The sequence below is a fragment of the Microbacterium sp. Marseille-Q6648 genome, from assembly GCF_943181415.1.
Taxonomy (GTDB): Bacteria; Actinomycetota; Actinomycetes; order Actinomycetales; family Microbacteriaceae; genus Microbacterium.
Map to the genome: position 1 here is coordinate 365,222 of NZ_CALPBZ010000002.1, position 21,416 is coordinate 386,637.

Genomic DNA, 21,416 nt, shown 5'->3' on the forward strand with positions numbered 1-21,416 from the left:
GTCAGATGACCTCGGCGCTCCAGGGATCGGGGTTGCCGAAGCGGTGGGCGGTGATCGTGACGGACTGCTCGCGCAGGAACGGAAGCAGCTCCAGGCGCCCGGCGGTCGTGACCTCGTTGTCGTACACGGCGAAGTCGGGATCACCCTCGAGCGCGGCCGACACCGCGAGGCTCAGCGTCGCGACCGCCGCGGCGGAGCCGACCAGCCGGGCACGCGGCGGGCGCGGGTCGGCGACCTGCATCCGCTCGATCCACTGCTCGTCCGACTCGACGTGCACGGTGATCTCGCTCTCGCCGAGCGCCCGTCGCACGGCCGCGGGAAGCCCCACCGGAGCGCTCACGGTGATCGCCGTACCGGCGCGGACGCCGGCGACCACCACGCGCAGCAGCGCCTGCCACGTCGCGTCGCCCGTGGCCCTCACGGCGACCTGGGGCACGGGCCGGTAGCGGAAGAGGTTGCGCTCCACCCCCAGCCGCGAGACGTCTTTGACCTGTCCGAACTCACGGTTCCACGCCAGCGCGTCAGACAAGGCGCCGCGTCGCAGCCACTCGAAGGACTCGTAGTCCAGCGACGGCTGAGCCGCTTCGATGACGTTCGTGATGCGCGAGTCGAGCCCCCGCAGGTGCAGCGTCGACGACGTGGCTCCGCCCGCACTGGCGCGCCACGACCCGAGGCCGACGAGGTAGTTCGGACCGCCGGCCTTGGCCCCCGGACCCACCGACGAGCGCTTCCATCCTCCGAACGGCTGCCGCTGCACGATGGCGCCGGTGATGCCGCGATTGACATAGAGATTGCCCGCCTGCACCTCGTCGAGCCACAGCGCGAGATCGGTCGGGTCCTGCGTGTGCAGGCCGGCGGTCAGGCCGTAGGCGACGGCGTTCTGCAGCTCGATGGCGTGCCGCAGCGAGTGCGCGTGCATGATCCCCAGGACGGGCCCGAAGAACTCCTCCAGGTGCATGCGCGAGCCGGGCTGCACTCCGGTGCGGATGCCGGGCGTCCACAGTCGGCCTTCCCACACCGGATCGGTGTCGATCTCGCGCGGCTCGACGAGCCACTGCTCGCCCTCGTCGAGGGTCGTGAGCGCCCAGCGCAGCTTCCCCTGCGGCGGCTCGATGACCGGCCCCACCTCGGCCAGGGGGTCGGTGGGCGGCCCGACGCGCAGGGACCGCACGGCGTCGACGAGCTGCCTCGTGAACCGGCGGGAGCGCGAGACCGGGCCGACGAGGATCGCGAGGGACGCGGCGGAGCACTTCTGACCCGCGTGGCCGAACGCGCTCTTCACGAGGTCGGATGCCGCCAGATCGAGGTCTGCCGACGGCATGACCACGATGGCGTTCTTGCCGCTGGTCTCGGCGAGCAGGTCGAGCTCGGGTCGCCACGAGCGGAAGAGGGCGGCGGTGTCCCACGAACCCGTGAGGATCACCCGGTCGACGTCGGGATGCGACACCAGCTGCCGGCCGAGGTCGCCCTCATCGACGTCCACGAGGGCGAGCACCGCTCGGGGCACCCCCGCCTCCCACAGCGCCTCCGCGATCGCCGCCGCGCAGCGTCGCGCCTGCGGCGCGGGTTTGAACAGCACCGCGGATCCCGCCGCGAGGGCGGCGAGGACCCCGCCGGCGGGGATGGCCAGCGGGAAGTTCCACGGCGGCGTGACGAGGGTGAGCGCATCGGGCACGAAGACGGCGCCGCTCACGCGGTCGAGTTCGCGCGCGGTCGCCGCGTAGTAATGGGCGAAGTCGACGGCCTCGCTGACCTCGACGTCCGCCTCGGAGAAGACCTTGCCGGTCTCGGACGCCGCAACCTCGATCAGTCGGCCGCGCCGGGCTTCGAGCGCCCGGCCGGCGGCGTGCAGGATCTCGGCGCGCTCCGCGGCCGGCCGCTGACCCCAGCGGTCCCCGGCGTCCTTGGTGCGCGCGATGACGCGTTCGAGCGCGTCGGCGTCGGCGACCCGGGCCGCGGCGATGGCGACCTCGCCCGCCGTCGAATCCGCCACCCGTGCGAGCACATCCCGAGCCCAGGCCCGCGTGGAAGGCAGCGCCGGGTCGGAGTCCGTCGCCGCGGTGAAGCCCGGTGCGCCGAGCGAGGTCGACGCGGACTCCCGCGGTGCGAACACCGCCGTCTCGACATACGGCTGCCCGCCGAAGAACTGCTCCTGGACCGACGGCTCCAGCGGTGCGGTCTCGCCGGGGTCGGCCGAGGACGAGCGTGCGATGCCGAGCACCGCGCGGGTGAGACCGGCATCGTCGTCGTCGCCGTCTGCGACACGGATGCCGGGGCCGGCGGTCGCGGCATCCGCCCGCGCATCGCGGTGCTGGACTCGACGCGCCCCGAGGGGCAGCGCGGGATCGTCGGCGCGCGCGAGTGACGCCGCGAAGCGGTCGCGCTCGCGCTCGAACAGGGCGGGATCGTCGGCGAGGTCGAACGCGGCCGAGAGGAAGTTCTCGCTCGAAGCGTTCTCCTCGAGCCGTCGCACCAGGTAGCTGATGGCGACGTCGAATTCGTCGGGACGCACCACCGGCACGTACAGCAGCACCGGACCGACCTCGTCGGCCACGGCCTCGACCTGTCCCTGTGCCATGCCGAGCAGCATCTCGAACTCGATGTCATCGGTGACACCGCGCTCGTTCGCGAGCAGCCACGCGTAGGCGATGTCGAAGAGATTGTGCCCGGCGACGCCGATCCGCACCGCGCCCGTGCGGACGGGGTCGAGCGCGAAGCGGAGGCACCGCACGTAGTTCGCGTCGGTGTCGAGCTTGGAGTCGTAGGTGGCGAGCGTCCAGCCGTGCATGCGGGCGTCCACGCGCTCCATCGCCAGGTTCGCCCCCTTGACGAGGCGGATCTTGATGCGCGCGCCGCCGCTGTCGACCCGCTCCTGCGCCCATGCCGTCAGGCGCTCGAGCGCTGGCAGCGCGTCGGGCAGGTAGGCCTGCAGCACGATGCCGGCTTCGAGCCCGGCCAGTCGCGGGTCCTCGAGCAGGCGCATGAAGACGGCCATGGTCAGGTCGAGGTCGCGGTACTCCTCCATGTCGAGGTTGATGAAGGTGTTGTCGGCGACGGCGGTGAGGTACAGCGGGCGGAGCCGTTCGACGACGCGCTCGACCGTCTCGTCGAACGCCCACATCGACAGATGGCTCATGATCGCCGACACCTTGACCGACACGTAGTCCACGTCCGGGCGTCGGATGAGCTCGTGGATGCCGTGCAGGCGGCGTCGAGCCTCGTCCTCGCCGAGCACGGCCTCGCCGAGGAGGTTCAGGTTGAGCCGCGCTCCCGCAGCGCGGAGCTGCTCGATCGCAGGCCCCAGCTTGTCGGGACGCGCGTCGACGACGAGGTGCCCGACCATCTCGCGCAGCACTCGCCGCGCGATCGGCACCACCGGCGTCGGCAGGACGGGCGCGAGTGCACCGCCCACCCGCACCGCGCCGCGCAGGTACCACGGCAGGAACTCCGGAACGATGGGCGCGACATCGTGCAACCGGGATGCCGCCGCCCACAGGCTCTCGGGCCGCATCACGCCGTCGACGAAGCCCATGGTGAAGGGCAGTCCGCGGGGATCCTTCAGCACCCCCGCCAGCCGCGCCGCAGCGGGATCCACGTCTGCTTCCGCAGCCTCGGCGACCCACCCTTCGGCCAGCGCGATCGCGGCGTCCGCGAGGGGCCGGGACTCGGGCTCGACGGACTCGGACGGAAACTCACTCATCGGCACGTCTCCAGACTGCACCTCGATGTCGCTCACGACACCAGGTTGCGGCATCCGGATACGCGCGCGGCGCGCGCCGCGCCGGTCGTCGCCCTCGCCGATGGATGCCGCGCGTCAGACGTCCTCGGAACGCGGCCGACGCGTCGTGTCGTACCGGTCGTCGTCGCCGTGGGGGCGGTCGTGCGCTTCACCCGCCGTCTGGTCGTGGGCGGCGCCGACGGGACGGTCGTTCTCGCCGACCGGGCGGTCGTGGGCCTCCCCGACCGGGCGGTTGTGGGCTTCCTCGACCGGGCGGTCGTGCGCTTGGCCGACCGGGCGGTCGTCGTCGTGCACCCGCGGGTCGAGTTCGTCGGCCTTCCGCATCCGCTCCGCCTGCTCGGCGCGCAGGCGGTCGGCCTCGGCCTGATGGTCGCCGGCCTGCTCGGCCACCCGGCGTGCATCGACCTCGGCCTGCGCGGCCTGGGCGCGGGCGTTCTCGGCGGCCGCTGTGGCGGCCGCGGCCTCGGCACGCGCCTTCGCGACGCCGGCCTCCTTCTCCCGAGCCGCGAGATCGGTCTCGCGCGCCTGCACGCGGAGCTCCTCTGCCTTCTCGACCCGGGCCTGCTCACGGCGGCGGTCACGGCCTCGCGCCGTGAAGACCAGGATCCCCACGACGATGGCGGCCACGACGACGACCCCGACGATGATCCAGATGAGTGTGGAAGTGTCCATGTCGCGCTCCCTCGGTCATGGCCGCTCCCTCGCGGCCGCGTTGCCGTCACCTCACCATCCCGTGCCTGTCACGGCAATGGTCTTGCGCGGCAGGCCGATCTCCGATACCCGCGCGCATTCCGCATTTGCCCATCGCGTGCATAGGATTGTTTCTCCCTGGGCGTGTGCAATCCGCCCTTCGAGCACCCCTTGAGGAGGTGCCATGACCGATCTCCCCACCGTTTCCTACGACGAAGGACGCACCCGCGACGCCGCAGAGCTGCGCCGTCTGCAGGAATGCTCGACCGAAGAGATCCGCCTCGTGGGCCGCATCCAATCCCACGGCATCCTGTTCGCCGTCGACGACTCCACCGGCACCGTGGTCGCGGCCAGCGCGAACGCCGAGCAGTGGCTCGGACTCCCGCTCGCCGACACCGGCAGCGAGATGCTCGCGTGGGCGATGAGCCACGGCGTGGCCGTGGACCCGGTGCGAGCCGAACTCGACGGCACCGCCTACGACGTCATCGCCCACCGCGGCACGTCCCCCCTGATCCTCGAGCTCGAACCGGTCATCCCCGACCTCGAGTACGTCCGCACCGGCGTGGTCACCGCCATCCAGCGCGTCGCGCACATCACCGATCCCGACGAGCTGCGCATCCAGGCCGCGCGAGAGCTCAAGGCCATCACCGGCTTCGACCGGGTCATGTGCTACGAGTTCCACGAGGACGGGCACGGCCAGATCGTCGCGGACGAGCGCGAGCCCGACATGGAGTCGTACTTCGGGCTGCACTTCCCCGCGTCCGACATCCCGCCGCAGGCGCGCATGCTCTATCTCGAGAAGCGCTCGCGGGCCATCGTCGACACCGACGACCCCGGGCTCGGAATCCGCACCCTTCTCCCCGAGTCCCAGCCGATCGACCTCGGCATCACCGAGCTGCGCGCCGTGTCGCCGCATCACCTGCAGTTCATGCGGAACATGGGTCAGGCTTCGACGGTCTCGTTCGCCGTCGTCGCCGAAGGGCGTCTGGTCGGCATGTTCACGTGCGCTCACCGCACGCAGCGCCGCCTTCCCGTGCTGCTGCGTCGCGCGCTGGAGGTGCTTGCCACGCAGGTCGGCACGCAGCTGATCTCGGCCCGGCAGATCCAGGCCCTGCGACGCCAGCTCGAAGCCCGCGAGCGACGCGCGGCAGTCGTCGCCCCGTTGTACGGACGGGCCGACATCGCCGACGCGCTCGTACGCGGCCGCCGGACGGTCCTGGACGTCGTACCCGCGGACGGCGTGTACCTGCGCGTCGACGGGGTGGTCAGCACGATGGGCGTCGTGCCCGCTCCCGAGCGCCTGGACCCTGTCATCGACGACCTCGGGCCCTCGGGCTTCGTGTCGGACGCCCTGCCGATCGAACGTCCGGAGCTCGCCGTCGAGATCGCGGGCGTCGCGGGCCTGCTGATCGTTCCCCTGTCCGACGACGGGGACCGGCTGGTCTTCGTCCGCGGCGAGGCGGCGCGGGAAGTGCAGTGGCTCGGCGACCAGTCCGCGGCCAATCGCGACACCCCCCTCTCACCGCGCCGTTCGTTTTCGGCATGGGTCGAGAGCGTGACCGGCCGGAGCCTTCCGTGGGGCGAGCACGCCCAGGACGCCTTCGACCTCGGCGCCGACATCCGCACCGCGCTGCTCTCGCGAGCACAGGCGGAACTCGCCGAGCTCGCCCTGCAGGACGCGCTGACGGGCCTGCACAACCGCCGGTTCCTCGACGAGCGTCTGAGCCAGGTCCTCGCAGAGGGCGCCCGGCAGGTGTCGGTCGTCTTCCTCGATCTCGACAACTTCAAGGCGGTCAACGACACCCACGGGCACGAACTGGGCGATGCCGTCCTCTCCACGGTGGGCAGGCGCCTGCTCGGAGCGGCGCGCTCGACCGACATCGTGGCGCGCCTGGGCGGTGACGAGTTCGTCGTGGTCTGCCTGGACGTGCACGAAGAAGAGGCGTCGCTGATCGCGCAGCGCGCCGTCGACGCGCTGCGCGAGCCGATCAAGGTCGGCGATGTCATCGTCGAGATCGGCGCGTCAGCCGGCATCGCCACCGAAGACGGCCGGCCCACGGCGGCGCAGCTCCTGGATGCCGCGGATGCGGCGATGTACCGCGCCAAGCGCGCGGGACGCGGCCGGGTGTCGCGCTGAGGCCGCGCTCACACGGCGAACGCGGCGGGTGACCTCAGCGTGCGGCCGGCTCGGGTTCGGGAAGGATGCGCAGCCCGCCCGGAGAGTTGGCGATGTCCACCAGCTCCTGCAGCCACACCCGGTTGATCTCGGGCATCGGCGCGTCGTACGCGAAGCGGACCGTCGACGCCGGCGAGATCCACAGCGCCTGCCGCAGGCCCGTCTTCTCGTCGGTGATCGCGAAAGAGAGGCTCTCGTGGCGCCGGAGCTTGGCGACGATGACCAGTTCGAGGTGAGCCAGCGTGCGATCGTCGATCGGGAAGTCGACGGCAGGCGACCCGTAATGCAGAGTACCCATCGAGAGAATCCTATGACGCCCGACGGCGCGCGCCCACCGCGGGTAGGCTGACGGGATGGCAAAAGTGAACCGACTCACCGTCGACGGACGCGACTACTTCCTTCCCGACCCCGTGACGGAGCTGAAGAAGGAGATCCTCGAGGCCATCAAGGACGGTGGCGGCTACGTCACGATTCCGCCGCTGCGCGGCGGTCCCGGCATCGACATCCTCTTCTCGCCGGGCATGCCCGTGACCTGGTCTCAGTTCGACGTGGGCAGCGGTGAGGCACCTGCCGGCGCCGGCGACCACGCCGCCGACGACGCGGCGATCGTGGACGACTACCCCGAGATCTAACCCGCGGCGCTCAGCAGCCGACCCAGGCGGTCGGCCGACATCGGAGCGCCCAGCAGGAACCCCTGACCCCGATCGCAGCCGAGACGACGAGCGCGCTCGAAGTCCTCGACCGTCTCGATGCCCTCGGCCACGACGCGCCAGCCGTAGCGCTTGGCGAAGGCGACCACGCCCGCAATGGCGTCCTCCGATGCGGCATCGCGGCGCTGCGTGAGCGACCGGTCGATCTTGATCTCGTCGATGGGCAGCTGGTCGAGCATCGCCATCGTGGTGTCGCCGCCACCGAAGTCGTCCAGCGAGACGCCGACGCCGGCCGAGCGCAGCACCGGCAGAATCTCCACGACCGTCGGCAGCAGCTGCGGCGACGGCGTTTCGGTGACCTCGACGGTCAGAGTGCCGGGACGCAGTCCGGTCTCGTCGGCTCGCTCCACCACGACGCTCGCGAAACTGGGCGACACGTGCGTCGGCGAGACGTTCACCGACAGTGACAGGTCGTGACCCTCGCGCTGCCATTCGGACACCTGCGCCGCGGCGGCCGAGAGCACGACGTCATCGATGTCGCTGACGATGTTCTCGCTCTCGGCGAGCGGGATGAACAGGTCGGGGCCGATCGCCCCGTGCACGGCGTGGTCCCACCGGCACAGCGCTTCAACGGCCACGGGCCCGCGATCTCGGGGGTCGGTGGATAGGTCGAACAGCGGCTGATAGGCCACTGTGAGCAGGCCCGAGGACACGGCGAGGCGCAGGTCGTCGGCGAGCGTGGGGAAGCCAGTCATGCGCTCCAGAATCCGCTCCCTACCACTTGTCCGCAACACCCGACAGAGATTTTTGAAGTGTGTATACTGCGCACTCGACCTTCGCCGCCGCTGCGGGCCATGGCCGCTAAAGTGGAACCGATGGGCACGCTCACGTACGACTCCAAGGTCACGGTCTCTTTCGACGACCGTATTCTCGCGCACCTGCAGGTGGTGATCTGGTCGAAGCTGCGACGCGGCGAGCAGTTCGCTTTCACGTGGACAGATCCTATGCGAAGCGGACTGGGCCGGACGTCCGTGTGGCTCAGCCCCAACATCTCGGTGGTGTTCGAGTACTTCGGCGGCCGTCAGCCGCGGCTGAACCCGGCGTGGCTCGAGGCGCTGACCAAGGCGGCCAACTCTCCGAACGGACTCACCCTCGTTCCCGAGCCGGACGACCCCGCCGCACCGCGGTAGCTTCGCCCGCCAACCCGGTCGTCAGTTCCACACGCTGGGTGCGGCATCCCTCGTCGAGGGCAGGGCGGAGGCCACGGCCCAGTCGTGCACCCACGGCTCGACGTCGGGAAGATTGTCGGGACGCCCCATCGCGGCGAACAGCTCTTCGTGGCGCAGTGTGCCGCCCGAGCGCTTGAGCATGCGGGCCCGCACGATCGCGCGCGCGTAGACCTCACCGTCGACCACGGCCCGGTGCTCGACGTAGAGCGCGCGGTCGTCGTGGCCCAGGAACCGGGACTCGACCTCGAACCGCTGCCACAGCTGCAGGGACTTGCGGAAGGTCACCGTCTCGCTCGAGACCACGGCGTACCAGCCGTTGTCGCGCATGGTCCTCAGGAAACCGGTGCGCGTCAGCAGATCCCACCGGCCCAGGTCGAACAGCGACAGGTACCGGCCGTTGTTCATGTGCATCAGCATGTCGATGTCGGTCGGCAGCGTCGTCACCCGAACGCGCCCGACCGTCTCGGGCGGCGCCGTCCCGTGTCGGCGCACCGAGAGGCGCGCGCGGAAGATCACGAGGAGGGTCCGCCAGAGCACGTTCACGAGGAGCGATCGTAGTGTTCCATGACGAATGCACCCACACGGTTGTGCGATTCCCACAGTGCGGTGCGGCATCCGGTCGGCGGTCCTTCGGCGGCATCCGCTCGATTTCCCGTCCCGGCGGGGTCCGCGTAGAGTCTGGCCATGGAAGCCGAACTCCAGACCGACATCGTCGTCCGTCCGGTGCGCGACGTGGATGCCGAGGCCCTCGGCCGCGTGCACGCCACGTGCTGGCACGAGACGTACGACCACCTCATCAGCAAGGCCGCGCTCGAGAAGGTCTCTCCCAAGCGTCTCGCCGAGCTGTGGACCCACTGGGCGGTGCAGGGCCCGGACTTCAAGATGTTCGCCGCCCTCGTCGAGGGTGAGATCGTCGGCTTCGCCGGCTCGGGCCCCGCGCGCGACAAGGATGCACCGCGCAACCGCGAGCTGTACTTCATCTACCTGCTCGACCAGTTCCACGGCACCGGCATCGGACAGCGTCTGTTCGACGCGGTGGCCGGGCCCGACGAACCGCTGTACCTGTGGGTCGCCGACGACAACCCGCGCGCGCACCGGTTCTACACGCGCAACGGCTTCGGCCTCGACGGCGCCACACACACGGAGCCCTTCCTCGGTGAGACCCTCACCGAGGTCCGCTTCGTCCGCTGAGCCGTCTTCGATCGTCCGTGCTGCAGGTCTGGGCCCTTCCGGGGATCGGCGAGATCGCCGCGGGCGATGACCTGGTGGCGGTGATCGCCGACGCGACGACGGCGCAGGCTGCGGCATCCGCGGATCTCGCCCTGCGCGACGGCGACATCGTGGTGGTCACCTCGAAGATCGTGTCGAAGGCCGAAGGCCGGATGCTGCGCGCCGACGACCGCGAAGACGCGATCACCGCCGAGACCGTGCGACTCGTCGCGGCGCGCACCGGCCCGACCGGGCACGTCACGCGGATCGTCGAGAACCGCCTGGGCATCGTGTCGGCCGCCGCGGGTGTCGATGCGTCGAACACTCCCGACGGCACGATCCTGCTGCTGCCGGTCGACCCCGACGCGTCGGCGCGGGCGCTCGCGTCGGGTCTGCGGGACCGCTTCGGGGTGTCGGTGGGCGTTCTGATCACCGACACGCTCGGTCGCGCCTGGCGCGAGGGGCAGACCGACCACGCGATCGGTGCCGCCGGCGTGCAGGTCTTCGAGGATCTGCGCGGCCAGACCGACGCCGAGGGCCGGCCGCTCATGGTCACGATGCCGTGCGTGGCCGATGAGCTGGCGGGGGCGGCCGACCTCGTGAAAGGGAAGGCCGCGCGACTGCCCGTCGCCGTCGTCCGCGGTCGCGGCGACCTCGTGGGGGCGCTCGACCTTCCCGGTGCCCGCTCGATCGTCCGTCCGCTCGAGCGCGACATGTTCCGGGTCGGCGCGGACGAGGCCTACGCCGCGGGTTTCGACGCCGGCACCGCCGCAGCCCGCGCAGCCGCCGCCGCACCGGCATCCTGACCCCTCGCGCTTCGCGCGCGGGCGGTGTGTGTCAGTTGCGCGGGGACGCGTGCGCACGAGCCCCCGCCGTGCGTGAATCCCCCGCACGCGAGGGGCGCGTGCGCACGTGTCCCCGGGTGTGGAGTCCCTCGCGCGCACGCAGCCCGGGTTGGGGTCGGTCGCGCGCGGAACGGCGGTGGGCCCACTCACGCCCGTGCCGCGTGCGCACGAGCCCCCGCCGTGCGTGAATCCCCCGCACGGAAGGGGCGCGTGCGCACGCGGCCCGGGGTTGAGCTGGCGCCGAGGGGTCAGTCGGCGCGGAGGACGGCCTGACCGGCGGAGACCTGCACGGCGATCGTGCTGGCGGCGCCCGAGGTCGAGCCCACCCGGTCATCGAACGAGCCCGCCGACACATCGGAGGTGATGTCGTACTCGCCGTCGGGGACGGTCAGGCGCAGGCCGCCGGCGCTGACGTCGACGTCGACCGTGCGCGGCTGGTCGCCCGTGAGCACGCCGTCGAGCGAGCCGGCGCTCACCGACAGCGTGGCCTCGTTCACGTCGGCGAGGTCGAACTCGCCGCGGCCGGCGGAAACCTCGGCACCGAAGGTGTCGGCGGTGCCCGAGACCTGCATGCGACCGGCGCCCAGCTGAACCTGCAGGTCGCCGAACCCTCCGTCCACGACCGCGTCGCCGGCGGCGACGTCGATGACGGCGTCGGTTCCGTCGAGGCCCTCGGGCAGCCGCAGCACGGCGTCTCCCTGCTGCATCCAGCCCATCCCCCACATCCACCGGGGCGAGGCGACCACGAGGCGGTCGCCGTCGCGGTCGAACGTCCAGCGATCCGCACCGAAGGCGGAGGTCACCGTCAGCTCGGCCTCGTCGATGTCGGCGAATTCGACGCGCAGCGATCCGGCGGCCAGTTCGACGTCGATCTCGTCGACACCAGACACCGCGAGGGTGCGACCCGATGTCTGGGTGGATGCCGCACCCACAGTGGCGAAGATCGTGCTGGCGATGGTCCCGAGAACGATGATGCCGCCGAGGACGATGGTCAGGATGGCGATGACCTTCGCCGCACCTCCGGGTTTGTGCGACGGCGCATCGGAGGACGGTGCGGGCTCGGGGCGGGCGGGCCGGCGGCGGCGTGAGGACGGTGCTCATGAGGGGTCTCCTGTTCGGGTGGTGCCGCCGTGTGCGATGTGCGCGAGCGCGGCGAGGACGCGGCGGTTGCCGGAGTCGTCCTGTTCGAGATCGAGCTTCTGGAAGACGGCGGTGATGTGCTTCTCGACGCTGCCCTCGCTGACGTGCAGGGCGCGGGCGATGGCCTGGTTGGACTTGCCCTCGGCGATCAGGGCGAGGACGGTGGATTCGCGATCGGTGAGGCGCTGCATGCGCTCGTCGCGGGTGCGGCGGCTCAGCAGCTGCGCCACGACTTCGGGGTCGAACACGGTCGAACCCGCCGCGATCTGCTCGAGGGTGTCGAGGAAGTCGGCGACGTCGGCGACGCGGTCCTTGAGCAGGTAGCCCAGTGCCCCGCCCCGCCCCGCGATGAGATCGCTGGCGTAGCGCTCCTCGACGTACTGCGACAGGACCAGGACCGGGAGGTCGGGCCGCGCCGCCCGCAGCCGCACCGCGGCTCGGATGCCCTCGTCGGTGCGGGTCGGCGGCAGCCGGACGTCGAGGATGCACAGGTCGGGCTCCTCGCGGGCGACGGACTCGTCGAGGTCGGTCACGTCCGGCAGCGCCGCGACGACGGTGTGGCCTGCGTCCTCGAGAAGCCGCACGAGCCCTTCGCGCAGGAGCACGGAGTCCTCGCAGATCAGAATGCGCACGGGATGCTCACCTCCACCGTGGTCGGGCCGCCGGCCGGGCTGTCGAGGCGGAATGTGCCCCCGGCACCGAGGACGCGGTTGGCGATGCCGTCGAGTCCGCCGCCGGGCACGACGGTCGCGCCGCCCAGCCCGTTGTCCTCGACCCTGGCCCACAGCATCCCGCCCTCGCGCTGTCTCACCAGGACGCGGCATTCCGCGGCGCGGGAGTGCTTCGCGGCGTTGGTGAGGGATTCGGCGATCACGAAGTACACGGCCGCCTCGACCTCCGGGCTGCAGCGCTCGTTGATGCGGACATCGAGCGACACCGGGATGTGCGAGCGTGAGGCGAGCGCCGACAGCGCGGCATCCAGGCCACGGTCGTCGAGGACGGAGGTGTGGATCCCCCGCGCCAGCTGCCGCAGCTCGGTGATGGCGGCCTTGGTCGAGGTGTGCGCCTCGTCGATGAGCGCCTTCGCAGCGGCAGGATCGGTGTCGATCTTCTGCTGGGCGAGTCCGAGAGTCATGCCGACCGACACCAGCCGCGGCTGGACGCCGTCGTGCAGGTCTCGTTCGATGCGCGTGCGCTCGACGTCGGCGGCGCGAACGGCTCCGGCGCGCTGAGCGTGCGAGGTGCGGGCCTGCTCGGCCAGCTGCGCCTCTCGGGACGGCACGAGGATCGCCCGCACGAGCACGCCGTGCAGCAGCGCCAGCCCGATGACGGCGGCGGCGGCCAGCAGGCTGGCGAGGATGCCGAGAGGGACGGCGAGGGCGAGGGGGACGTCGAACCAGGTGCGGTCGAGGCGGATGCTGTCCTGCCCGGCGGCGTAGAGCGGGGCGAAGGCGACGGCGATCCCCGAGACGAAGACGCCGATGCCGATCAGCACGAGCCAGCCGAGCACCGTCGCGATGGCCGCGCTGGCGACGCCTCGCCACATCGTCGGGTCGATGAACTGCAGCCAGAGGCTCCGCAGCCATCCACCGAATCCGGGCCGACCGCTGGAGCGGAGGCGCCGAGGCGGCAGGCCGAAGCCGTAGAGCCCATCCACGCGCGCCGCCTCGAGCCAGCCGACGGCGAACAGCGCGTACACGAGGCCGACGAGCAGCAGCAGGCCGACGCCGAGCACCGGGACGAGCCCGATGCCGACGCCGAGCAGCGTCCCGAGGCCGGCGAAGATGCCGGGGCCGACCACGCCGAGGGCGGCCAGCTGCAGGATGGCACCGCCCACGAGCAGCGGGCGATGCGTGCGCACGGGGGTGGGGTCGTGATCGAAGGATGCCGCGGCACGGCCGGCGGGCGTCCCCGGTGCGGGCGTCTGAAGTGCGGCCGGTGCGGCGGGGTTCGACGCGGCGGCCGGTGCGGCGGGGTACGACGCGGCGGGCGGCGTGGCGACGGGCGGTCCGGTGGGCGCCGTCGCGGACGCGAAGCCGGCCGCCGGCGCGGGGTTATCAGGCGTGGGGGTGGTCATACCCTCACGGTACGGCGGACGCGCGGGCGGCGCGCCCGAGTCATCCGGACAGTTGACTTCGGGTTATCCCCCGCACCGGATGCCGCGGCATCCGCTCGTCAGCGGCTCGAGACGCTGCCGAACAGGCGCGCGATCGGCGCGATCACGAGGGGCCGCGCCGCGACCCACCCGCCGACGATCACGAGCATCGAGACGGCGAAGATCCAGAACCCGGTCCAGTTCGCCGCGTAGGCGTCAGGGTCGACCGAGCCCTGCGCGGCATACATGTGGTTGAGGTTGCGGAGAGCTCCGGTGGCGAACACCAGCGCGACGTGCACGATGATGAACAGCACGAAGTAGAGCATCACCGGGAAGTGGATCCTGCGCGCCCACTCGACCGGATACAGCTTGTTGAGCGTGGGGGCCGTCTTCGGCCACCACATGCTCATGCGGATGCCGGTGACGATGGCCAGCGGCGCGGCGATGAACACCGTGGTGAAGTAGGCCAGCTGCTGCAGGGAGTTGTAGTTCACCCACCCGTTCTCGGTGGGCCAGTCCAGCGACACATACTGCAGGGCGGCCGACAGGGCGTTCGGGAACACCTCCCACGAGGTGGGGACGATCCGCATCCAGTGTCCGGTCACCACCAGCAGCGCGATGAACACCAGTCCGTTGACCACCCAGAGCACATCGAGCGCCTGGTGGAACCACATCGTGAGGCTCATCTTGCGCCGCCCGTTGCTGCGCGGTGACCAGAACGCGGTCGGTCGCTTCTCGTTCCGGATGCGCCAGCCCGATCGGATGATCAGCACGATGAGGAACACGTTGAAGAAGTGCTGCCAGCCGAGCCAGGCGGGGATGCCGACCGGCGCAGTCTCGGGCAGGTGATACTCGCCGGGGTAGGTGGCGACGAAGTCCGACAGTGGCGGGACGCTGAGCAGCCACCGCACGGCCAGCACCGCCATCGCCGCGGCGACGAGCAGTCCGCCGCCGCCCACGATCGCCGCGCCGAGCCACTGCAGTTTCGTGAACGGTCCGATCCGCTGCGGCTCGGGGCGCCGCTCGGGGCGTGTGCGGGCGGCCTCGCCGGGCCATACCGTTCGGGTGAAGGGCAGCGGCTGCGAGAGGTCGCGGGCGGGCTTGACGGCGACGGCCGATTCGGCGGGTGGAACCTCCTGCCGGGTCGCGGGCGCCGAAGCGGCGGCAGCTGCCACCCCGGGGTTCGCAGCGGGGTCCGCAGGGGGCGCGTCTTGCCGCGTCGCCGGCGCCGAAGCGGCGACAGCGGGCACCTCGGCCTTCGGCGCGGGGGCGAAGTCCGCCGGGGGCCAGGGATCGCCACCCGGAGTGCGCGGCAGCCCCCGGCGCACGGGGGCGGTGTCGCCTCCGCCCGTGGACGGTGACACGTCTTGCCCGGTCGCAGCAGCCGAAGCGACAGCAGCTACCACCTCCGCCTCTGGAGCCGGCGCGGAAGATGACGGTTCTTGCCGGGTCGCGGGCGCCGAAGCGACGACCACCCCGGCCTGCGGCGCGGGGGCGAAGTCCGCCGGAGGCCAGGGTTCGCCACCCGGAGTGCGCGGCAGCCCCCGACGCACGGGGGCGGTGTCGCCTTCCGCGGTGGGTGGCACGTCTGGCCGGGTCGCGGACGCCGAGGGGGCAACAGCTTCCCCCTCGGCCTGCGGCGCGTCCGGCCGGGTCGCGGCATCCGAGATGACAGCAGCTGCCACCCCGGTCCCCGCCTCCGGCACGGAAGCCGGCACGTCTGGCGGGGTCGCAGCATCCGAGGCGACGAGAGCCGCCACCTCCGAGCTCGGCGCGGCCGCGGGCGATGCCGCCGCGGCCGGGGCGAGGCGTGCGGGCGGCCAGGGCTCGCCGCCCGCCACCCGCGGCAGGCCGCGACGGATGCCCGCACCGGCGGTCGCGGCGGTCCGAGCGGAAGCCCCCGCCTCAGCGCCCGGACCCGTCGCCCCCGCCTCATCCTCCGACGCGCCGGGGCCGAGCGGCTCGACGGCGCCCGCGGAGTCGTGAGACGTCACGTATGTCGACGTGGCGTCCTCGGCACCCGACACAGCTGACGGCTCGGCGACCGGCGCCGCGGCCGAACCCACGCCGGCCGCGCCGGCCGCGCCCGGCTCGACCGCCCCAGCCTCGGCCGCACCGGGGTCAGCCGCCCCCGCGGGCGGCCACGCCTCTCCACCGGAAACCCGCGGAAGACCACGCCGAACCGTGCCGCCGTACGTCGCCATTCCGCCGGGCCCTACTTCTGCTTCGCCTCGAGCGCCGCGATCAGCTGCGGCACGACGGTGAAAATGTCGCCGACGACGCCGAAGTCGGCGATCTCGAAGATCGGGGCGTCCGCGTCCTTGTTGACGGCGACGATCGTCTTGGCCGTCTGCATACCCGCCTTGTGCTGGATCGCGCCCGAGATGCCGAGGGCGACGTACAGCTGGGGCGACACCGACACCCCGGTCTGGCCGACCTGGTACGACTGCGGCACATAGCCGGCGTCGACGGCAGCGCGGGAGGCACCCACGGCGGCGCCGAGCGCGTCGGCGAGCTCGTCGACGAGCGCGAACTTGTCTCCGGATCCCAGCCCTCGGCCGCCGGCGACGACTCGCGCGGCACCGCGCAGCTCGGGCCGGGTCGACGAGACCACTGCGGCGTCGACCGCACCCACCCGGGCTGCGGCGCGACCGGATGCCGACACCTGCAGCGTCTGCACCTGCGGCGATGCGACAGCCTCGGCCCGCGCATCGATCGCGCCCTGCCTCACGGTGATCACGGGGGCGCCGAAGGTGACGGCGGCGTCGACGTTGTACGCCCCGCCGTAGACGGAGTGGCGGGCGCCGACGCCCTCGTCGTCGCGGAAGACGCCGACCGCGTCGACGCACAGTCCCGACCGCGTGCGCGCCGCGAACCGCGCGGCGGCCTCGCGTCCCTCGACCGAGTGCGAAGCGAGGACGGCATCGGGCTTCACGAGATCTGCGGCTGCGGTGAGCGCGTCGACCACGGGGACGACGAGCCCGTCGCCGCCCGGCGCGATGAGAACGGATGCCGCCCCCAGGGCCGCGGCCCCCGCGGCCAGCTCTTCGCTGCCGACGATGAGCGCCACGGGGGTGCCCACCTGGGCGGCAGCGCCGAGGAGCCCCGCTGCGGAGGCCGCCAGCTGGCCCGAGGGTGTCACATCGAGCAGAACCAGGATCGCGTCGTCGGCGAATGTCATGTCGGTCACCTCACACCAGCCGGTTCTGGATCAGGAAGTCCGCCAGCTGCTCGCCGGCGTCTCCGGAGTCGACGATCTTCACGCCCGCTTCGCGCGGCGGCTTCTCGGCGATGGCGATCATGATGGAGCGCGCGGCCGCGGGGTCGTCGGCGTCGATGCCGAGATCGGCGAGCGTCAGAGTCTCGAACGGCTTCTTCTTGGCCGCCATGATGCCCTTGAAGTTGGGGAAGCGCGCGTCGGGAAGGCGTTCGGTGATGGAGACGATCGCGGGAAGGGCGGCCGAGACCTGTGCGGTGCCGCCGTCGGTCGCGCGCGTGCCCGAAACCTCGTCGTCCGAGATCTCGACGGCGTTGAGCATGGTGGCCGCCGGCACATCCAGCAGCTCGGCGAGCATCGCGGGGATGACCCCTCCCGATCCGTCGGTCGAGAGGTTGCCGGTGATCACGAGGTCGTAGCCGATCCGCGTCAGGGCCGCGGCCAGGACCTCGGCGGTCAGGCCCAGATCCGCTCCGCGTAGCGCTTCGTCGACGACCTGCACCGCCGAGCCCGCGCCCATGGCGAGGGCCTTGCGCACGTTGGCGGCTGCGGCCTCGGACGCCATCGAGAGCACGACGACCTCGGTGCCGGCGTGCGCGTCGGCGTACGAGAGTGCGACCTCGAGGGCGCGCTCTCCGATCTCGTCGATGACACGGTCGCCGGCGTCGCGTTCGGCCAGGCCCGTCTCGAGGTTCAGCTTGCGGTCACCCCAGGTGTCCGGGACCTCTTTGACCAGGACGACGATCTTCATTCCGCATCCGCTCCTTCAACGCAACGAGTCTATGGGCACGCGCTAGCGTGGTTCTGCGCGAGAGGAGGCGCCACGTGCCCAGGAACACGCCCCTTCCGGTGGATCCGATCGCCGAAGCCAAGCGCCAGTGGACCGCCCACGGATGGGAGGATGCCGCGGCCGGCATGACTCTGGTGACGTCGGTCATGCGCGCGCACCAGCTGCTGCTGGCCCGCATCGACGCCACCCTCAAGCCCTTCGGTCTGTCGTTCGCGCGTTACGAGATGTTGCGGCTGCTGGCTTTCACGCGAGCGGGCCGGATGCCGATGGCCAGCGCCATCGCCCGACTGCAGGTTCATCCCACCAGCGTCACCAACACCGTCGACCGTCTGGTCAAGGACGCCCTGGTCGAGCGCGAGCCCCACCCGGGCGACGGTCGCGCCGCGATGCTGGTGCTCACGGCATCCGGTCGTCAGCTCGTGGAGCGCGCCACGGCGGCGCTGAACACGAACGTGTTCGAGAGCCCCGGACTCGCCGATGACGACACGGCCGAACTGGTGCGCATCATCGCGCGGCTGCGCAAGGGCGCGGGTGACTTCACCGATCCGCGCCCGCTGCCCGACCCGCTCTGATCGGATCACCGGTTCCGGAACTCCGGCGACCGCTTCTCGCGGAAGGCGGCCATGCCCTCCTTCTGGTCGACCGTGTCGAACAGCGACGCGAACGCGTGCCGCTCGAACCGCAGCCCCTCGGCGAGGCTCGTCTCCATCGCGGCGTCCAGGGCGGCCTTGGCGGCATACACCGAGGGCAGGGACTTCGCGGCGATCGCGTCGGCCGTCTTCGCCGCTTCGTCGAGCAGCTCCGACGCCGGGACGACGCGCGAGACCAGGCCGGAGCGCTCGGCCTCGTCGGCACCCATCATGCGGCCGGTGAGGATGAGCTCGGCGGCCTTGTAGTACCCGACCGCCCGGATGAGCCGCTGCGAGCCGCCCATGCCCGGAATGACGCCGAGCGTGATCTCGGGCTGCCCGAAGGTCGCGGTGTCGGCGGCGAGGATGATGTCGCACATCATCGCGAGCTCGCACCCGCCGCCGAGCGCGTACCCCGAGACCGCGGCGATCACCGGCGTGCGGAGGGAGGCGAACCGGCTCCACTGTCCGAAGTGGTCGCCCATGATCATGTCGAGTCCGGTCTTGGCCTCCATCTCTTTGATGTCGGCTCCGGCGGCGAAGGCCCGCTCGGACCCCGTGACGACGATCGCGCCGATGTCGTCATCGTCGTCGAAAGCGGATGCCGCGGCCACGATCTCGTGCATGATCTGCGAGTTCAGGGCGTTGAGCGCCTGCGGGCGGTTCAGGGTGATCCAGCCGACGCGCCCGCGCGTGTCGACGAGGATGGTCTCGTAGTCGGTCATGTTCTCCCTCACGCGGAACGGATCGTCTCGATGATGCCCGAGAAGTCCCGCTGGGCGCCGGGACCCTCCGCATACTCGCGGTACAGCTCTCGGGCCAGCAGCCCCATGCGGGCCTCGACCCCGGTCGCCGCGATCGCGTGCTCGGCGAGCCCCAGGTCCTTGTCCATGAGCACGCCGGCGAACCCCGGGGCGTAGTCCCGGTTCGCCGGGCTCGTCGGCACCGGCCCGGGCACGGGGCAGTTGGTCGTCAGCGCCCAGCACTGCCCCGACGCGTTCGAGGCGACATCGAAGAGCGCCTGGTGGCTGAGGCCGAGGCGCTCACCGAGGACGAAGGCCTCGGCGACGGCGATCTGCGACACCGCGAGGATCATGTTGTTGCAGACCTTCGCGGCCTGCCCGAGGCCGGCCTCACCGCAGTGCACGATTCGTCGCCCCATGGCATCGAGCACCGGCGACGCCGACGCGAAGTCCTCGGCCGTGCCCCCGACCATGAACGCGAGGGTGGCGTTTTCGGCTCCGACGACACCGCCCGACACCGGGGCGTCGAGGGCGCGGTGACCGGCGGCCTCGGCGAGGGCGTGCGCCTGCCGCGCCTCGTCGACGGCGATCGTCGAGCACTCGATGAACAGGGTGCCGGCGGGAGCGGCATCCAGGAGACCCGTCTGCCCGTCGACTCCGCTGTAGGCGTCGAGCACCTGCCTGCCGGTCTGGAACATCGTGATGACGACGTCCGCACGGGTCACCGACTCAGCACCCGAGACGGCGACCTCGAGTCCGCTCGAACGCGCGTTCTCTCGCGCGGGTTCGAACACGTCGAAGCCGGCGACGTCGTGACCGGCGGCGACCAGATTCAGCGCCATGGGAAGTCCCATGTGCCCCAAGCCGAGGAATGCGATGCGCACGTCAGCCTCCCAGCAGTTCGCGGCCGATGATGACCCGCATGATCTCGTTCGTGCCCTCGAGGATCTGGTGCACGCGGAGGTCGCGCACCACCTTCTCGATGCCGTAGTCGTGCAGGTAGCCGTAGCCGCCGTGCAGCTGCAGAGCGTCGTTGGCCACGCGGAACCCGACGTCGGTGGCGAAGCGCTTGGCCATCGCGCACTGCATCACCGCGTCCGGCGCGTGCGCGTCCAGGGCGGCGGCGGCATCCCTCACCAGCGCACGCGCGGCCCGGAGCTCGGTCGCCATGTCGGCGAGGGTGAACACGACGGACTGCTTGTCCGCCAGCGGCTCGCCGAAGGTGAACCGCTCCTTGACATAGCGGGTGGCCTGATCGAGCGCCCACTGCGCACCGCCTAGGGAACACGCGGCGATGTTGATGCGCCCGCCGTTGAGGGCCGACATCGCGATCTTGAAGCCCTGCCCCTCACCGCCGAGCATGCTCGCGGCAGGCACCCGCACCTCGTCGAGGATGACCTGCCGGGTGGGCTGCGCGTTCCAGCCCATCTTGCGCTCCAGCGTCCCGAACGACAGGCCGTCGGCGCCGTCGGGCACGAGGAAGGCCGTGATGCCGCGTGCTCCCGGCTCGCCCGTGCGCGCCATGACGATGTAGACGGCTGCCGCACCCGCGCCCGAGATGAACTGCTTCACGCCCGTCAGGACGTAATCGTCGCCGTCGCGGATCGCCGTCGTGGTGATGGCGGCGGCATCGGAGCCGGCGCCCGGCTCGGTGAGGCAGTAGCTGCCGAGATCCCGCATCGTGACCAGGCGCGGCAGCCACCGCTGCCGCTGGTCGTCGCTGCCGTAGGTGTCGATCATCCACGCGACCATGTTGTGGATGGTGATGTAGGCGGCGATCGTGGTGTCACCCTCGGCGAGCACCTCGAAGATCGCGGCCGCGTCGGATCGCGTGAGAGCAGAGCCGCCGACGTCCTCGCGGACGTAGACGCCGCCGAGTCCGAGCTCGCCCGCCCGGGCGAGCGTGTCGACGGGAAAGTGCTTCTCGGCATCCCACTCCCGCGCATGCGGGGCCAGTTCGGCTTCGGCGAAGTCGCGCACGGCCTCGAGGATGGCGGCACGCTCGTCGTCGCTGATGGCGTCGGGCGCGGTGGCGGTCGTGGGGCTGGTGATCGTCGTCGACACCTGGTCTCCTTCTCTTCCAGGAGGCCTTCGTGGGGCCATCCTGACAAGCACGGGGGTGCCGTCTTCGGCACCGTGCTCATTTTACATGGACGTCCTATCAATCCGCAGGCCGTCCATGCATCGATGTGTTCTCCCTCCGTTCACCCCGGCCACACCGGGTGCACACCCCGGGTGAGTACGAACGAAGGAGCCCGTGCGAT

At 71.4% G+C, this 21,416-nt stretch carries 20 protein-coding genes; 6 read left to right on the forward strand and 14 right to left on the reverse strand.

The genetic code is table 11. The annotated features are described in order from the left end of the window. Position 1: 1 nt before the first annotated feature. A complete protein-coding gene (locus NFR93_RS09190; RefSeq protein WP_251453032.1) occupies positions 2 to 3,700 on the reverse strand; it encodes a proline dehydrogenase family protein in 3,699 nt (1,232 codons plus the stop codon). Positions 3,701 to 3,814: 114 nt separating this feature from the next. Further along, positions 3,815 to 4,411 (reverse strand): hypothetical protein, encoded by a 597-nt coding sequence (locus tag NFR93_RS09195; RefSeq protein ID WP_251452302.1) that lies wholly within the window; start codon positions 4,409 to 4,411, stop codon positions 3,815 to 3,817. Positions 4,412 to 4,613: 202 nt separating this feature from the next. Here NFR93_RS09195 and NFR93_RS09200 point away from each other — a divergent pair, with 202 nt between their 5' ends. Beyond that, on the forward strand, positions 4,614 to 6,566 hold the full coding sequence (locus tag NFR93_RS09200) for a bifunctional diguanylate cyclase/phosphodiesterase (protein ID WP_251452310.1): 1,953 nt from the start codon (positions 4,614 to 4,616) through the stop codon (positions 6,564 to 6,566). Positions 6,567 to 6,600: 34 nt separating this feature from the next. Here NFR93_RS09200 and NFR93_RS09205 read toward each other — a convergent pair whose 3' ends face one another. Beyond that, positions 6,601 to 6,903, reverse strand: a complete 303-nt coding sequence (locus tag NFR93_RS09205) for a DUF7882 family protein (RefSeq protein WP_251452312.1) — start codon at positions 6,901 to 6,903, stop codon at positions 6,601 to 6,603. Between the two features lie 55 nt (positions 6,904 to 6,958). On the opposite strand from NFR93_RS09205, the gene NFR93_RS09210 reads away from it, so the two are divergent. Next, a complete protein-coding gene (locus tag NFR93_RS09210) occupies positions 6,959 to 7,237 on the forward strand; it encodes a hypothetical protein (RefSeq protein WP_251452314.1) in 279 nt (92 codons plus the stop codon). On the opposite strand, the gene NFR93_RS09215 is transcribed toward NFR93_RS09210, so the two are convergent. After that, complete coding sequence (locus NFR93_RS09215; protein ID WP_251452315.1) at positions 7,234 to 8,010, reverse strand: EAL domain-containing protein; 777 nt, start codon at positions 8,008 to 8,010, stop codon at positions 7,234 to 7,236. The genes NFR93_RS09210 and NFR93_RS09215 overlap by 4 nt on opposite strands. 120 nt (positions 8,011 to 8,130) lie before the next feature. On the opposite strand from NFR93_RS09215, the gene NFR93_RS09220 reads away from it, so the two are divergent. After that, on the forward strand, positions 8,131 to 8,445 hold the full coding sequence (locus tag NFR93_RS09220) for a DUF7882 family protein (protein ID WP_251452317.1): 315 nt from the start codon (positions 8,131 to 8,133) through the stop codon (positions 8,443 to 8,445). A 21-nt stretch (positions 8,446 to 8,466) separates the two neighbouring features. On the opposite strand, the gene NFR93_RS09225 is transcribed toward NFR93_RS09220, so the two are convergent. After that, positions 8,467 to 9,027 carry an acyl-CoA thioesterase gene (locus NFR93_RS09225; protein ID WP_251452319.1) on the reverse strand — a complete coding sequence of 187 codons (561 nt, stop codon included), beginning with the start codon at positions 9,025 to 9,027 and terminating at the stop codon, positions 8,467 to 8,469. Between the two features lie 141 nt (positions 9,028 to 9,168). Here NFR93_RS09225 and NFR93_RS09230 point away from each other — a divergent pair, with 141 nt between their 5' ends. Both NFR93_RS09230 and cofE read left to right on the forward strand, forming a co-directional pair. Further along, positions 9,169 to 9,675 (forward strand): GNAT family N-acetyltransferase, encoded by a 507-nt coding sequence (locus NFR93_RS09230; RefSeq protein ID WP_251452320.1) that lies wholly within the window; start codon positions 9,169 to 9,171, stop codon positions 9,673 to 9,675. Between the two features lie 17 nt (positions 9,676 to 9,692). Then, positions 9,693 to 10,499: a coenzyme F420-0:L-glutamate ligase gene (gene cofE / locus NFR93_RS09235; RefSeq protein WP_251452322.1), complete on the forward strand. Its 807-nt coding sequence runs from the start codon at positions 9,693 to 9,695 to the stop codon at positions 10,497 to 10,499. A 287-nt stretch (positions 10,500 to 10,786) separates the two neighbouring features. On the opposite strand, the gene NFR93_RS09240 is transcribed toward cofE, so the two are convergent. The 6 genes from NFR93_RS09240 to NFR93_RS09265 form a co-directional block, all read right to left on the reverse strand. After that, positions 10,787 to 11,470, reverse strand: a complete 684-nt coding sequence (locus NFR93_RS09240; protein ID WP_251452324.1) for a hypothetical protein — start codon at positions 11,468 to 11,470, stop codon at positions 10,787 to 10,789. A 165-nt stretch (positions 11,471 to 11,635) separates the two neighbouring features. Beyond that, positions 11,636 to 12,310 (reverse strand): response regulator, encoded by a 675-nt coding sequence (locus NFR93_RS09245; protein WP_251452326.1) that lies wholly within the window; start codon positions 12,308 to 12,310, stop codon positions 11,636 to 11,638. Then, positions 12,298 to 13,755, reverse strand: coding sequence for a sensor histidine kinase (locus NFR93_RS09250; protein WP_251452328.1), 1,458 nt, complete (start codon positions 13,753 to 13,755; stop codon positions 12,298 to 12,300). Before NFR93_RS09250 ends, NFR93_RS09245 begins: the two co-directional genes overlap by 13 nt. Positions 13,756 to 13,853: 98 nt before the next feature. After that, positions 13,854 to 15,977 carry a cytochrome b/b6 domain-containing protein gene (locus NFR93_RS09255; protein ID WP_251452330.1) on the reverse strand — a complete coding sequence of 708 codons (2,124 nt, stop codon included), beginning with the start codon at positions 15,975 to 15,977 and terminating at the stop codon, positions 13,854 to 13,856. 11 nt (positions 15,978 to 15,988) lie between these two features. Then, positions 15,989 to 16,954: an electron transfer flavoprotein subunit alpha/FixB family protein gene (locus NFR93_RS09260; RefSeq protein WP_251452332.1), complete on the reverse strand. Its 966-nt coding sequence runs from the start codon at positions 16,952 to 16,954 to the stop codon at positions 15,989 to 15,991. 10 nt (positions 16,955 to 16,964) lie between these two features. Next, entirely contained in the window at positions 16,965 to 17,741 is a 777-nt protein-coding gene (locus NFR93_RS09265; RefSeq protein WP_251452334.1) for an electron transfer flavoprotein subunit beta/FixA family protein, read from the reverse strand. 74 nt (positions 17,742 to 17,815) lie between these two features. On the opposite strand from NFR93_RS09265, the gene NFR93_RS09270 reads away from it, so the two are divergent. Continuing rightward, the gene (locus tag NFR93_RS09270; RefSeq protein WP_251452336.1) at positions 17,816 to 18,352 is read left to right on the forward strand and encodes a MarR family winged helix-turn-helix transcriptional regulator; all 537 of its coding nucleotides are present in this window, start codon (positions 17,816 to 17,818) and stop codon (positions 18,350 to 18,352) included. A 5-nt stretch (positions 18,353 to 18,357) separates the two neighbouring features. On the opposite strand, the gene NFR93_RS09275 is transcribed toward NFR93_RS09270, so the two are convergent. The 3 genes from NFR93_RS09275 to NFR93_RS09285 are packed head-to-tail and all read right to left on the reverse strand — an operon-like array spanning position 18,358 to position 21,216. Next, positions 18,358 to 19,134 (reverse strand): enoyl-CoA hydratase, encoded by a 777-nt coding sequence (locus tag NFR93_RS09275; RefSeq protein WP_251452338.1) that lies wholly within the window; start codon positions 19,132 to 19,134, stop codon positions 18,358 to 18,360. 8 nt (positions 19,135 to 19,142) lie between these two features. Beyond that, positions 19,143 to 20,036 (reverse strand): 3-hydroxyisobutyrate dehydrogenase, encoded by an 894-nt coding sequence (mmsB, locus tag NFR93_RS09280; RefSeq protein ID WP_251452341.1) that lies wholly within the window; start codon positions 20,034 to 20,036, stop codon positions 19,143 to 19,145. Position 20,037: 1 nt separating this feature from the next. Further along, positions 20,038 to 21,216 carry an acyl-CoA dehydrogenase family protein gene (locus NFR93_RS09285; protein WP_251452343.1) on the reverse strand — a complete coding sequence of 393 codons (1,179 nt, stop codon included), beginning with the start codon at positions 21,214 to 21,216 and terminating at the stop codon, positions 20,038 to 20,040. Positions 21,217 to 21,416: the final 200 nt, after the last annotated feature.

Coding starts and splice junctions, on each gene's coding strand:
- NFR93_RS09275 (WP_251452338.1), bottom strand. CDS start 19,134: ATGACCGACTACGAGACCATCCTCGTCGACACGCGCGGGCGCGTCGGC.
- NFR93_RS09255 (WP_251452330.1), bottom strand. CDS start 15,977: ATGGCGACGTACGGCGGCACGGTTCGGCGTGGTCTTCCGCGGGTTTCC.
- NFR93_RS09260 (WP_251452332.1), bottom strand. CDS start 16,954: ATGACATTCGCCGACGACGCGATCCTGGTTCTGCTCGATGTGACACCC.
- NFR93_RS09205 (WP_251452312.1), bottom strand. CDS start 6,903: ATGGGTACTCTGCATTACGGGTCGCCTGCCGTCGACTTCCCGATCGAC.
- NFR93_RS09220 (WP_251452317.1), top strand. CDS start 8,131: ATGGGCACGCTCACGTACGACTCCAAGGTCACGGTCTCTTTCGACGAC.
- NFR93_RS09250 (WP_251452328.1), bottom strand. CDS start 13,755: ATGACCACCCCCACGCCTGATAACCCCGCGCCGGCGGCCGGCTTCGCG.
- NFR93_RS09230 (WP_251452320.1), top strand. CDS start 9,169: ATGGAAGCCGAACTCCAGACCGACATCGTCGTCCGTCCGGTGCGCGAC.
- NFR93_RS09210 (WP_251452314.1), top strand. CDS start 6,959: ATGGCAAAAGTGAACCGACTCACCGTCGACGGACGCGACTACTTCCTT.
- NFR93_RS09195 (WP_251452302.1), bottom strand. CDS start 4,411: ATGGACACTTCCACACTCATCTGGATCATCGTCGGGGTCGTCGTCGTG.
- NFR93_RS09265 (WP_251452334.1), bottom strand. CDS start 17,741: ATGAAGATCGTCGTCCTGGTCAAAGAGGTCCCGGACACCTGGGGTGAC.
- NFR93_RS09215 (WP_251452315.1), bottom strand. CDS start 8,010: ATGACTGGCTTCCCCACGCTCGCCGACGACCTGCGCCTCGCCGTGTCC.
- NFR93_RS09200 (WP_251452310.1), top strand. CDS start 4,614: ATGACCGATCTCCCCACCGTTTCCTACGACGAAGGACGCACCCGCGAC.
- NFR93_RS09190 (WP_251453032.1), bottom strand. CDS start 3,700: ATGAGTGAGTTTCCGTCCGAGTCCGTCGAGCCCGAGTCCCGGCCCCTC.